Raw genomic sequence first — 12,853 nt, 5'->3', positions numbered from 1 at the left:
GCGTCAGCGGTACGGCACGGATTCGTGGTCGAGCAGCCACTGCTTCGTCGAGACCCCGTTGCCCTGGCTGTAGCCGACGATCCGGCCGGTGCTGTTGAGGACACGGTGGCAGGGGATGAACAACGGAACCGGGTTGGCCCGCACGGCGCCGCCGGTCGCCCGCGCGGCGACTCCGAGTCCCGCCTGATGGCCGAGGAGACCGTACGTGGTGGACGTTCCATACTCGACCTCGCTGAGCGCGAACCACACCCGGCGCTGGAACGGTGTGCCGTCGACGTGCACCGGCAGGTCGAACCGGCGCCGGGTACCGGCGAAGTACTCGGACAGCTGTTCCGCAGCCCGCACGAGAAGGTCGGTCGAGTTCTCGCGGTAGCCATCGCGGGGGAGGACACCGTCGTTCTCGATGCTCAGGCCGGTGATTGAGATGCCGTCGCTGCACACCTCGATCCGGCCGATCGGGCTGGGAAGACGGATGAGGCCGACCGGGCGGTCGAACAGGGTGGGTTGGGGTTCTGGAGTGAGGGTTCGCGGAGTCATGCCGTCGACGGTAGGACGGAGAATTCCCGCGCGGCCGTGCCGGTGACCGTCTGTGGAGCGTGCCCCGCGGCATCCGTGCTGTGGGGGAGTCGCCCCGCTAGCCTTGGACCATGGCAACCATCGAATACCGCACCCTCGGCTCCAGCGGCCTCCGCGTCTCGACGATCGGACTCGGCTGCAACAACTTCGGTCGGCTGGGCACCGCGACCGAAACGCAGGAGGGGACGGATGCCGTGATTTCGGCAGCCCTCGATGTCGGCGTCACGCTCCTCGACACCGCAGACATGTACGGCAAGGAGCCCGGGCTGAGCGAGACCCTCATGGGCAATGCCTTGCGCGGCCGCCGCGACGAGGTGGTCCTCGCGACGAAATTCGGCCACTCAGGCGCCGACGTGGGGCTGCAGGGCTGGGGCGCCAAGGGCTCACGACGGTACGTCCGGCTCGCGGTCGAAGCGTCGCTGCGGCGCCTCCAGACGGACTGGATCGACCTGTACCAGTTGCACACGCCAGACCCGGTCACGCCGATCGAAGAGACCCTGTCGGTGCTCGACGACCTCATCCGTGAGGGAAAGGTGCGGTACATCGGGCACTCCAACCTCGCCGGCTGGCAGATCGCCGAAGCCGAACTCACCGCTGAGCTTCACGGGCACCCGAAGTTCATCTCGGCGCAAAACGAGTTCAGCCTGCTCGAGCGCGACGCCGAACGGGAGGTCCTGCCGGCCGTGCGCCACTTCGGCCTCGGGTTCCTGCCGTACTTCCCGCTCTACAACGGACTGTTCACCGGAAAGTTCACGCGCGACGGCGGACCGGCCGACTCACGCATCATGCGCCAGCGCAGCCACCTCCAGGAGAATGCGCCGTGGGACCGGATCGAAGCGTTCCAGGCCTTCGCCGACGAGCGTGGGGTGAGCATGCTTCAGGCCACCTTCGCCTGGCTGCTCGCCCAGCCGAATCTCGCGAGCGTGATCGCGGGAGCGACCAGCCCCGAGCAGATCGAACAGAACGCGGATGCCGCCACAGCGTGGCATCCGTCCGCCGAAGACGTCGAGACCATCACGGCATTCTTCACGCCGGACGACGACGAGTAGCCCACGAACCGCACGTTTTCATCCGTTGCGGACCAGAACACCCGGTACGCCGGGTGTATCCGACCGCAACGGGTGAATTCGCGAGGCCCGACTCCCGAGGGGTCTCCAGCAATGCTTCCTCGGCTATGCTCGCGGACAGGGAACCTATGCTCGCTCAACTCACCGGACGCTACCTGAAGCCGCACTGGCCGCTTCTCGTCGGGGTCATCGTCTTCCAGCTCGCGCAATCGATCGCGTCGCTGTACCTGCCCACCCTTAACGCCGACATCATCGATCAGGGTGTCGCGGTCGGGGACACCGAGTACATTCTGCGCGTCGGTATGGTCATGCTCGCCATCACCCTCGTGCAGGTGCTGTGCGCTATCACCGCGGTCTACTTCGGTGCGAAGGCCGCGATGGCGCTCGGCCGGGACCTCCGCCAGGCCGTCTTCGACCGGGTCTCGGTGTTCTCCGAACGCGAGGTGTCGTCGTTCGGTGCGCCGTCGCTCATCACCCGCAGCACGAACGATGTGCAGCAGGTGCAGATGCTCGTGCTCACCACCTGCACGCTCATGGTGTCCGCGCCGATCCTCGCGATCGGCGGTGTCGTGCTCGCGCTCGGGCTCGACCTGCAGTTGTCGTGGCTGATGGCCGTCGCGATTCCCGTGCTCCTGATCGCAGTCGGGCTCATCATCGTGCGGATGGTGCCGCTGTTCCAGTCGATGCAGCGCCGCATCGACCGCGTCAACCGCGTCCTGCGGGAGCAGCTCACCGGCATCCGTGTCGTGCGTGCCTTCGTTCGGGAGGACATCGAGACCGCGCGGTTTGCGAAAGCGAACGCCGAACTCACGGATGTCGGACTGAGAACCGGTCGGTTGATGGCGATCATGTTCCCGATCGTCATGCTCGTTCTCAACGTCTCGAGCATCGCCGTGCTGTGGTTCGGCGCCTTCCGGGTCGAGGAGGGTTCGATGCAGGTCGGCACGGTGATGGCGTTCCTGCAGTACCTGATGCAGATCCTCATGGCCGTCATGATGGCGACGTTCATGGCGGTGATGATTCCGCGGGCTGCTGTCAGCGCCGACCGCATCGGCGAGGTGCTCTCGACCGAGTCGTCGGTGCGCCAGCCGGACAACCCCGTGACGACAATCGACACAACGGGAAGCGTGGTCTTCGAGGACGTCTCGTTCTCCTACCCCGGCGCCGACCAGCCCGTGCTCCGCAACCTGTCGTTCCGTATCGCCCCGGGATCGACGACAGCCATCATCGGATCGACCGGGTCAGGAAAGACGACGCTGGTCAACCTCCTGCCCCGCCTGTTCGACGCGACGGCCGGCCGGGTGCTCGTCGACGGTGTCTGGGTGAGCGAGACCGACCAGGACCTGCTCTGGTCGAAGATCGGAATCGTTCCGCAGAAGCCGTACCTGTTCAGCGGAACCGTGGCGTCGAATCTGCGTTATGGCAAGCCGTCTGCGACCGACGACGAACTGTGGCGCGCCCTCGACATCGCCCAGGCGAAGGATTTCGTCGAAGAGCTGCCTGACGGGCTGGAGTCCCCCATCAGCCAGGGCGGTACGAACCTGTCCGGCGGTCAGCGGCAACGGCTCGCGATCGCGCGGGCGCTCGTCAAGCGGCCCGAGATCTACGTCTTCGACGACTCGTTCTCGGCGCTCGATCTTGCGACGGATGCCCGTCTCCGGGCCGCTCTCGCCCGGCACGTTTCCGGGGCGACTCTCATCATCGTCGCCCAGCGCGTGTCGTCGATCCTCTCGGCCGACCAGATCCTCGTCCTCGAGGACGGGGCGATCGTCGGCATCGGAACGCACGATGAGCTCCTCGAAAGCTCGGACACGTATCGCGAGATCGTCGAATCCCAGCTCACCGTGGAGGAGGCGACATGAGTGACACCGACACCGAGATCGAGGACCGGCCGACGGTTCCCGCCCGCCCTCCGCGCGGCGGCGGCCCGTGGGCCGGCGCAGGCATGCCCGTCGAGAAATCGATGAACTTCGTCCCCAGCGCCAAACGGCTGCTCTCGCGGCTGAAGCCGGAGTGGTTCCCGCTGACGATCGTCACGCTGCTCGCGATTCTCAGCGTCGGTCTCACGGTGATCGGCCCGAAGATCCTCGGCGAAGCGACCAACATCATCTTCGAGGGTGCAATCTCCCAGAACCTCCCGGCCGGTGCGACGCAGGAACAGATCGTGGATGGTCTCCGGGCGCAGGGGGAGACCGACCGGGCGAACATGCTCGAGTCGATGGACCTCACTCCCGGTGAGGGCATCGACTTCGCCGCACTGTCCGGTGTTCTGCTCCTCGTACTCGCCATCTACGGGTTCGCGTTCCTCTTCGGCTGGGTTCAGGCTCTCGTCCTCAACGGAGTCGTGCAGCGCACGATGTACCGGCTCCGCGAAGATGTCGAGACCAAGGTGAACCGGCTCCCGCTCTCCTTCTTCGATCGGATGCCACGGGGCGAACTCCTCAGCCGGGTCACGAACGACATCGACAACATTTCGCAGACCCTCCAGCAGACCCTGAGCCAGGTGCTCGTCTCGCTGCTGAGCGTCATCGGTGTCCTCGCGATGATGTTCTCGATCTCGCCTCTCCTCGCCGGCATCGCTCTCGTCACCATCCCGCTGACCGTTCTCATCACGACGGTCATCGCGAAGCGCTCGCAAAAGAAGTTCGTGGACCAGTGGGCACACACGGGTGAACTCAACGCACAGATCGAAGAGATGTACACGGGGCACGCCATCGTCAAGGTATTCGGGCGCTCGCGCGAGGTCAGCTCGAGGTTCAGTGAGAAGAACGACGAGTTGTTCCAGGCGAGCTTCGGTGCCCAGTTCATCTCGGGCATCATCATGCCGTCGATGATGTTCGTCGGGAACCTCGTCTACGTCGCCATCGCCGTCGTCGGTGGACTCCAGGTCGCGACAGGGGCGCTGAGCCTCGGCAGTGTTCAGGCGTTCATCCAGTACTCCCGCCAGTTCACCCAGCCGCTCACCCAGCTCGGATCGATGGCCAACCTCCTCCAGTCGGGCGTGGCATCCGCTGAGCGCGTGTTCGAGCTCTTCGACGCCGACGAACAATCGCCGGACCCGGAGAACCCCGCCACGTCAGACGCGGGCAAGGGGCGGCTCGTCTTCGACGGCGTCTCCTTCAGTTACTCGGCAGACAAGCCGCTGATCTCGAATCTGGACCTCGTTGCGGAGCCGGGCAACACGATCGCGATCGTCGGTCCAACCGGGGCCGGAAAAACCACCCTCGTGAATCTCATCCTGCGGTTCTATGAACTCGATTCAGGGCGCATCACCCTCGACGGAGTTGACATCTCGCGCATGACGCGGCTCGACCTGCGGAGTCGGGTCGGCATGGTCCTCCAGGACACCTGGCTCTTCGGAGGAACCATCCGCGACAACATCGCCTACGGTCGGCCGGACGCCACGGAGGAGGAGATCCTCGAAGCCGCTCGTGCGACGTACGTCGACCGCTTTGTGCACTCCCTGCCCGACGGGTACGACACGGTCCTCGATGATGAGGCGTCGAACGTGTCAGCGGGGGAGAAGCAACTCCTGACGATCGCGCGGGCGTTCCTCGCCCGTCCGAGCGTCCTCATCCTCGACGAGGCGACGAGCTCCGTCGACACCCGGACCGAACTCCTGGTGCAGAAGGCCATGTCGACGCTCCGCCAGGACCGCACCAGTTTCGTCATCGCGCACCGGTTGTCGACCATCCGCGACGCCGATCTGATCCTCGTGATGGAGTCGGGGCAGATCGTCGAGCAGGGCAGCCACGAGACCCTGCTCGCTCGAGGCGGGGCCTACTTCAACCTCTACAACTCGCAATTCGCGGCACCGGTGAGCGACGCGGACTGAGAATCCACAGGCGGATGCCGGCTCACCGGTTATCCACATCACGACGGCTTTCCGGCACGTCGGCAGCACCGGGGCGAGACTTCCGGCATGAACACCATCATCAAGGCCACTGACGCCAGTGACTTTCTGGCCCTCGTGCCGCATCTCGTCGGTTTCGGGCCCCGTGACAGCATCGTGCTGGTCGTTTTCCGCGGCAACCGGACCTGCGGTGCCCTGAGACTCGACCTTCCCGGCCCATCGACGACGTCAGCCGTCCGCCGTCGCATCGCGACGACGATGATCGGAATGATCTGCCGGATCGAGGGCGCAGACGCCATCGTGCCCGTCGTCTACACCGACGACACGTTCTCTTCCGGTCCGTCGATGCCGCACCGGGCAGACATCCGCGCCATTCTCGCTCGCGCACGGGACTCCGGCTTCCGCGTCCGCGATGCGCTCTGCGTCGCAGCGGATGCCTGGGGCAGCTACCTCGACGACGCCTGCCCCGCCCGCGGCCACCCTCTGGAACGGATTACAGCATCTCCCACCCTCGGGGCGCTTCGCGACGCGACACCGCAGCGCACGCTGATCGATGTCGACACCGAATCACGGCTTCCCGCCGCTGACTCCGGGAGCCGGAGCCGCACGACCAGGAAGTATCTCGCACTCGCAGCTCTGCGTCACTCACCGGAACTCGGCCCGGCGGTCTTCTTCGACCACGACTTCTCCGGTGACATCGTCGGATTTGCCGATGCGCTGCTCGACCTCGGAAACGCCCCGGTGATCCCCCGGGATGCCGCATTGCTGGCTTTCCTCGCCCAGGCCCCGGCGGTGCGAGACGAAATCCTGCTCACCTGGGCATGGGGCCCCGAATTCGGCGAGACCGTCGGAGACATGAACGCCCGGCATCAGGCGGGTGAGGACATCAGCTCGCTCCCAGGGGCACTGGCGCTCGGTGGCTTCGACATGCCCCGCCCCGACATCACGCGGTTGAGAGCGGCGATCGGGGTGTTGCGTTACACGGCGCCGCGGCTGCCGAAAGCGGCGCGGCCCCCTCTCCTGACAATGCTCGCGTGGGTGCACTGGGCACTCGGGTCCGGAACGATCGCCGCACGGTGGGTTGCTCACGCCCGCGCGCTCGATCCTGAGTACTCCCTGGCGGAGCTTCTGGACTGCATGCTGCAGTCCGGTCGCCTGCCGGACTGGGCGTGGGAGGTGCCGGAGCGCACCACCGAGGAGGTCACGATCGACGGCGAGCGGTAGGGCGCGGTCACCGGCCGCCGCAGCGCCCGGTATTATCGACGCAGGCTTCATCTCCGTGGGGCTCCGAGAGGATGAGTGCGTGACTGCCATCGACGTGAGCACCGGTTCCCGGAACGTCGAGGTGCCCGGCACACAACCGCTTGCACTGACCTGGGCTGCCGCGACCGACACCGGCCGTAAACGCCAGGTCAACCAGGACGCTGTGATCGTCGACTATCCGATCTTCGCCGTTGCTGACGGCATGGGTGGCCATGACGCTGGTGAAGTCGCCAGTGCTGCGGTCATCGCGCGGTTGGCTGAGCGGGTGGCGTCTGGCGACATCGTCGATCGTGGTGCTGTCGAAACCGCTCTGCGATCAGCGGTGGACGACATGTTCGAACAGGTCGGCAAATCCGACCTCGGCACCGGAACGACCGTGACCGGCATCGTTTTCGGATTCTCTGGTGACGACGGCAGCGTTCCCGCGTGGACCGTCTTCAACATCGGCGACTCCCGGGTGTATCGTCTGCTCGGAGACGAGCTGATCCAGGTAACGCTCGATCATTCTGTCGTCCAGGAACTCATCTCGATCGGCGCGATCACGCCTGATGAAGCCGAGTCCCACCCCCACGGGAACGTCATCACGCGTGCGGTCGGTTTCACCGACGACCCGCTACCGGACTACACCGACGTTCCCTCGACGGACCGGGCGCGCTGGCTTGTCTGCTCCGACGGCCTCACGAAGGAACTCACGGACTTCGGGCTGCGCCACTTTCTCATGCAGAGCAGCACCCCGGAGGATGCGGTTCGCGGACTGGTCGGAGCCGCACTCGAGAACGGCGGTCGCGACAACGTCAGCGTCATCGTGCTCGACGAGCTGCTGCTCGACGAACCGGGCAACGACGCCGTTTCGGACTGACAGAGGCTCCTCCACAGCCGCGAACACCTGACGCTGATCTCACCGGAGACTCGGCGCGCTTCGTACGATGGCCACGACCGGTTTTCCTTGATGGATGCAGGTCATTTCGGATGAACCCCTCACCGTTCCGCCACGGCCGGAGCCGATGAGTCCGTCGCCATTTCCGGTCGTCGCGAGTGTCGCCCCGGTCGTCGCGGCGGTTGTCATCTGGGCCATCACCCGATCACCGTTCGTGCTCGTCTTCGCCGCTCTGGGCCCGGTCATCGCGGTGGCGAGCGTGGCCGACAACCGGTGGTCCGGTCGGCGGCGGCTGCGCACGGACACCACCGCATGGCAGGCAGAGCTTGAGCGTCTCAACACGGAGGTCCAGACACGACACGCCGCCGAACAAAGCTCCCGATGTTCGACGTCGACGAGCGCGAGACGAATACTCGACGCCCCGGAGGCCCCGACGATCGGATTCGGCCGATGGAGAGTCCCCGTCGATCGCCAGAGAATCGTCGTTGTCGGTCGTGGTGCCCAGCCGAGCACACTGCGGGTCGACGGCCCCCCAGGTCCCGAGACGGCTCAGCTGAAAGCGCGCGCCCGGCTTGTCCCCGATGTTCCCGTCGAGGTCGATGCTGCCGCAGGAATCGGTCTCGTCGGACCTCCGATGCTCACCAGTGCGCTCGCCCGCGGGTTCCTTGTGCAATTGTGTTCGGCGGCTGGTCCGGACGCGCTCGCTGTGCTCGAACTGCCCGCCGGCTGGGACTGGGCAGACGCTCTCCCACATCACCGCCTCCGTGGATCGACGGCAACGGTTGCGGTCGTCGAATCGGGGCCGGACGCTCGACCACTGCCTTCCTCGGACGCGCTCCTCGTGCTCTCGGAACGATTGGACCGGATCCCGACGCGATGCTCGAGTGTGATCGAACTGACCGGAGTGACGACCGCGGTACTTCATCGCACCGGTAGCGCCGGGGCCGCTGATCCTCTCGACCTGCGCATCGAACTCGTCGCCCGAGCGGAGGCCGGCGCGTTCGCCCGCATGCTCGAGCTCCATGCTGCGCGCCTCGGCGGTGGTGACAGCGGTGGTCTGCCCGCCGTCGTCGAGTTCGCCCAGGTCTCGGCAGCGGCGCCACCGGCCAGACCATCCGGTTCGTTGTCCGCGGTCATCGGCGCAGACGGTGACGGGCCGGTCTGCGTCGATATCGTCGCGGAGGGCCCGCACGCGATCGTCGGCGGCACCACCGGGAGCGGCAAGAGCGAGCTCCTGGTCACCTGGGCGACAAGTCTCGCCGAACGTTACCCGCCCGAGGTCGTCACCCTTCTCCTCGTCGACTTCAAGGGAGGAGCGGCGTTCGCTCCTCTCCTCGGGCTGCCGCACGTCGTCGGTGTGCTCACCGACCTCGACGCCGGCTCGGCGATCCGTGCGCTCGACAGCCTCCGGGCCGAGGTCAGATACCGAGAGCGGATGCTTCGCGACCTGGGCGTCCGGGATATCGGGCAGGCCCCCGCGCTTGCCCGGCTCGTCATCGTCGTCGACGAGTTCGCCGCGATGCTCGACGGGTTCCCTGACCTGCACGCCCTCTTCGTCGACATCGCTGCGAGAGGCCGATCGCTCGGCCTTCACCTCATCCTGTGCACGCAACGTCCGGCCGGTGTCGTGAAGGACTCGCTCCTCGCGAACTGCGGGTTGCGGATGTCGCTGCGGGTCAACAACCGGGCCGACAGTACCGCCATCCTCGCAACGGATGCCGCAGCACTCGTCCCTGCAACCCTCCCCGGCCGTCTGGTGCTCGCCACCGCCTCGTCACCTGTCATCCTGCAGGTGGCGACAGCGACGGAGGCCGACATTGCCCGGGCGGCAGCAGCGTGGCGGCCGGTTGTTGAGGTGCGAAGGCCGTGGCTGGAACCGCTGCCACCGTGGGTCGAGCGAGCAAGCCTGGGGGAGCCGGCCGGCAGCATCCGTCTCGGTCTCGCCGACCTGCCAACCGAGCAGCGGCAGGAGACCGTGTGCTGGGACCCGGGCGCTGACGGGAGCATGCTCGTGATCGGCATGGCTCAAACCGGGAAGACAACGCTCCTGGACACGATCGAGCGTGAGGCCTCCGGGCTCGACCGCTGGGCAATCGAGCGAGTCGGGGGTGATGCCGAGCTGGCGTGGGACGTCGTGATAGCGCAGTCCGGTGCGCTGTCGTCTCACGTCGACAGCCCACCGACACTGATTCTTCTCGACGACCTCGACTCGCTTCTTGCGGGCGTCGACCCTGACGCGGCATCCGATCTGCGGGATGGTGTCGTCGCGCTACTCCGGGACGGACCCCGCCGCGGCGTCCACCTCGTGATGACGCTCCAGCGGCTCGCCGGGCCGACGGCGATGCTCGGCGGGTTCGTCGGCTCAACGGTTCTGCTCGGCACAGCGAACCGGCAGGAACACGTTCTCGCGGGCGGCAGCACCGCGGGCTGGATCGAGAGCAGGCCGGCGGGCAGTGCGCTGTGGCGGGGGACGTCGGTGCAGCTGGCCGCGCCTGAACCGGCGCGGCAGCCGGCGAAGCATGGCGCGAGCCGCACCGTCCGACCGGTGCGGTGGCATGAACATCCGCTCACGCTCGTCGTCTCGAACGCGCCGAAGCGTCGCGCCGACGAAATTCTTGGCTGGAATGCCACGCACGAGCCGGTAAGCGTCGCCGTTCTCGGCGACACAACGGTTGGGCGTTTGACGACCGAGCACGTCCGCAGCCGGTCGGGCGGACCGGTCGTTCTCGTGGGAGACCCGGAGGAGTGGCAAGGACAGTGGTCCCTTCTCACGGCGCTGCGACAGGACGCCGCCATCGTCGTCGACGGATGCACCGTGGCCGAGTTTCGCGCGATCACCAAAATCCGCACCCGGCCGCCCCTGCTGTCGCGGCTGCCGGGCCGCGCGTGGCTCGTGGAACCCGGCGGGGAGGTGACGCGGGTGAGCCTGGAACCGCCGCCACGTTCCTAGTCGGTGACCGCCGACAGGTCCTCGTGCTCGAGTCCGTGTGCACGAGCGACCGGTTCGCTGTACACCGCGCCGTCATGGGTGTTGAGGCCGAGAGCGAGCGTCGGGTCAGCCGACAGGGCAGTCCGCCAGCCGGCGTTCGCGATCGACCGCACGTAGGGGAGCGTCGCGTTCGTCAGTGCGTAGGTGGACGTGTGGGGCACGGCGCCGGGCATGTTCCCGACGCAGTAGAACACCGAACCGTGCACGGTGAAGGTGGGGTCGGCGTGCGTCGTCGGGTGTGAGTCCTCGAAGCATCCGCCCTGGTCGACCGAGATGTCGACGAGCACACTGCCGGGCTTCATCTTCGCGACGAGCGCGTTGCTGACGAGTTTCGGTGTCTGTGCCCCGGCGATGAGGACGGAGCCGATCACGAGGTCGGCGGATACCACCGAGTGTTCGATCTCGAACGCGTTACTGGCGATCGTCTTGATCCGTCCGGCGTAGAGGGCATCGAGTTCTCGCAGTCTGGCGATGTTCGTGTCGAGAACGGTGACATCCGCTCCGAGACCGACGGCGACCGCCGCCGCGTTGGTTCCTGCGACGCCGCCGCCGAGCACCGTCACCCGGGCGGGCGAGGTGCCGGGGACACCGGGAACGAGAAGGCCTGGGCCGCCGTTCGGCTTGAGCATGGTGTTTGCGCCCACGATCGTGGCGAGCCGTCCGGCCACCTCGCTCATCGGGGCGAGGAGGGGAAGAGCCCGGTTGGGCAGCTGGACGGTCTCATACGCGATCGCGGTCACCCCCGAGGCAAGCAGTTCGCGGGTCAGCTCCGGCTCAGCGGCGAGGTGGAGGTAGGTGAACAGAACGAGCCCACGGCGGAAGTACTGGTACTCCGACTCGACGGGTTCCTTCACTTTGAGCAACAACTCCGCGCGTTCCCACGTTTCCGCAGCGTTGGGCAGAATCGTCGCCCCGGCGGCGACGTACGCATCGTCGGAAATCGAAGAGCCTTCGCCCGCACCCGTTTCGATCAGGACGTCGTGACCGTGGACGGTCAGTTCATGGACCCCGGCGGGAGTGATGGCGACGCGATACTCGTTGTTCTTGACCTCGCGGGGAATGGCGACTCTCATGGTGCTCCTTCATCCTGGCCGCCCCGGTCGGGAGCGGCTCAAAGCGACAGGTCTTCCACCCTTGTGGGAGTCCGACGACACTGTCAGGCGGGCATGGTTGCCCGGGGCCAGCCTATCGAGATCAGTCGCGTTCGAGCAGGGGCGAGACGCGGATGTCGCCGACGACGGTATCCCCGCCCTTCACCGAAAGATTCAGGTCGGGCAGCAGCGCGTCGACAGCGTCACGATCGAGTGCTCCCGCGTCTGCGAGCAGCGTGAGTCCGACGAGGGAGGCCGCGCGCAGGCTTCCATCGAGCATCTTGAGTGCGACGGTGGTGCCGTCCGGCGCCGCCATCACCATGACGCCTTCGGCACCGAGCTTCGCGAACACACCGAGCCGGTCGATGACGACGGTGTTCGCTCGCCCTGTGCCGTCGAGCGCCCAGCCGTTCTCGAGCACCGCGTGGCAGAGGATCCCCGCGTTGCGGTAGATCGCGAACGGTGACGTCGGTGACGAGGTGCGGATGCGACCGATTCCGCGGGCGAGCCCGGAGAGCGAGAGCGCGTGGACGGGAGCACCACACCCGTCGATTCCAGTGTGTACCGGGCGTTCCCCGGTGAACCGCTCGACGACATCCCGAACGAGGACCTGCATGGGGTGGTCGTTATCGAGGTACGTTTCGATCGGCCAGCCGTTGGTCACGCACGCGAGGAGCATGGCGGCGTGCTTGCCGGAGCAGTTCATGTAGATGGGGGATGCCGTGCCGTTGTCGCGGAGGAGTTCGTCACGGGCGGCGGAGTCGGTGGGCCAGTCCGCCGGGCACTGCAGCGCGACCTCGGTCAGGCCGGCCTGCGCGAGGATGCTGCGTACGACCGAGACGTGGCGCTGAGTTCCCGAGTGGCTCGCCGTCGCGAGAACGGCGGCGGCACCGCGGAGTCCGACGCCGGCGTTCATCACGGCGATGGCCTGGAACGGCTTGAGCGTCGATCGTGCGAACACCGGAGCGGATGGATCCCCGAGCGACCGCAGCACATCGGCGTGCTGATCGATCACGATCGCGGAGCCGGAGTGCCGGGATTCGACGAAGCCACTCCTGGTGACGATGGCGAGTTCGACGGCGCTCGCCGATGAAAAGGTTTCGACGAGGTCCGGTGCAGTAGTCACCGGTCAAGGGT

Annotated in this window: 9 protein-coding genes; 6 read left to right on the top strand and 3 right to left on the bottom strand. The window is 66.7% G+C overall.

Features of this window, described 5'->3' with window-relative positions; all coding sequences use genetic code 11:
- Window positions 1-3: 3 nt before the first annotated feature.
- Complete coding sequence (locus D9V29_RS00185; protein WP_121671307.1) at window positions 4-537, bottom strand: methylated-DNA--[protein]-cysteine S-methyltransferase; 534 nt, start codon at window positions 535-537, stop codon at window positions 4-6.
- Window positions 538-647: 110 nt separating this feature from the next.
- Here D9V29_RS00185 and D9V29_RS00180 point away from each other — a divergent pair, with 110 nt between their 5' ends.
- The 6 genes from D9V29_RS00180 to D9V29_RS00155 all read left to right on the top strand — a co-directional run bounded on the left by D9V29_RS00180 (window position 648) and on the right by D9V29_RS00155 (window position 10,586).
- A complete protein-coding gene (locus tag D9V29_RS00180; protein ID WP_121671306.1) occupies window positions 648-1,625 on the top strand; it encodes an aldo/keto reductase in 978 nt (325 codons plus the stop codon).
- A 146-nt stretch (window positions 1,626-1,771) separates the two neighbouring features.
- The gene (locus D9V29_RS00175; protein WP_121671305.1) at window positions 1,772-3,505 is read left to right on the top strand and encodes an ABC transporter ATP-binding protein; all 1,734 of its coding nucleotides are present in this window, start codon (window positions 1,772-1,774) and stop codon (window positions 3,503-3,505) included.
- Entirely contained in the window at window positions 3,502-5,478 is a 1,977-nt protein-coding gene (locus D9V29_RS00170) for an ABC transporter ATP-binding protein (RefSeq protein ID WP_121671304.1), read from the top strand. The genes D9V29_RS00175 and D9V29_RS00170 overlap by 4 nt, the downstream gene beginning before the upstream one ends.
- An 87-nt stretch (window positions 5,479-5,565) precedes the next feature.
- The gene (locus D9V29_RS00165; RefSeq protein ID WP_121671303.1) at window positions 5,566-6,720 is read left to right on the top strand and encodes a DUF4192 family protein; all 1,155 of its coding nucleotides are present in this window, start codon (window positions 5,566-5,568) and stop codon (window positions 6,718-6,720) included.
- Between the two features lie 79 nt (window positions 6,721-6,799).
- Window positions 6,800-7,618: a PP2C family protein-serine/threonine phosphatase gene (locus D9V29_RS00160; protein WP_121671302.1), complete on the top strand. Its 819-nt coding sequence runs from the start codon at window positions 6,800-6,802 to the stop codon at window positions 7,616-7,618.
- Window positions 7,619-7,712: 94 nt separating this feature from the next.
- Window positions 7,713-10,586 carry an FtsK/SpoIIIE domain-containing protein gene (locus tag D9V29_RS00155; protein ID WP_121671301.1) on the top strand — a complete coding sequence of 958 codons (2,874 nt, stop codon included), beginning with the start codon at window positions 7,713-7,715 and terminating at the stop codon, window positions 10,584-10,586.
- Here D9V29_RS00155 and ald read toward each other — a convergent pair.
- On the bottom strand, window positions 10,583-11,698 hold the full coding sequence (gene ald / locus D9V29_RS00150; RefSeq protein WP_121671300.1) for an alanine dehydrogenase: 1,116 nt from the start codon (window positions 11,696-11,698) through the stop codon (window positions 10,583-10,585). The two genes, D9V29_RS00155 and ald, sit on opposite strands and share 4 nt — an antisense overlap.
- 121 nt (window positions 11,699-11,819) lie before the next feature.
- A complete protein-coding gene (locus D9V29_RS00145; protein ID WP_121671299.1) occupies window positions 11,820-12,842 on the bottom strand; it encodes an asparaginase in 1,023 nt (340 codons plus the stop codon).
- Window positions 12,843-12,853 lie beyond the last annotated feature (11 nt).

Source organism: Mycetocola manganoxydans (assembly GCF_003667545.1).
GTDB lineage: Bacteria > Actinomycetota > Actinomycetes > Actinomycetales > Microbacteriaceae > Mycetocola_A > Mycetocola_A manganoxydans.
This window is presented reverse-complemented; position numbering and strand designations above follow the sequence as displayed.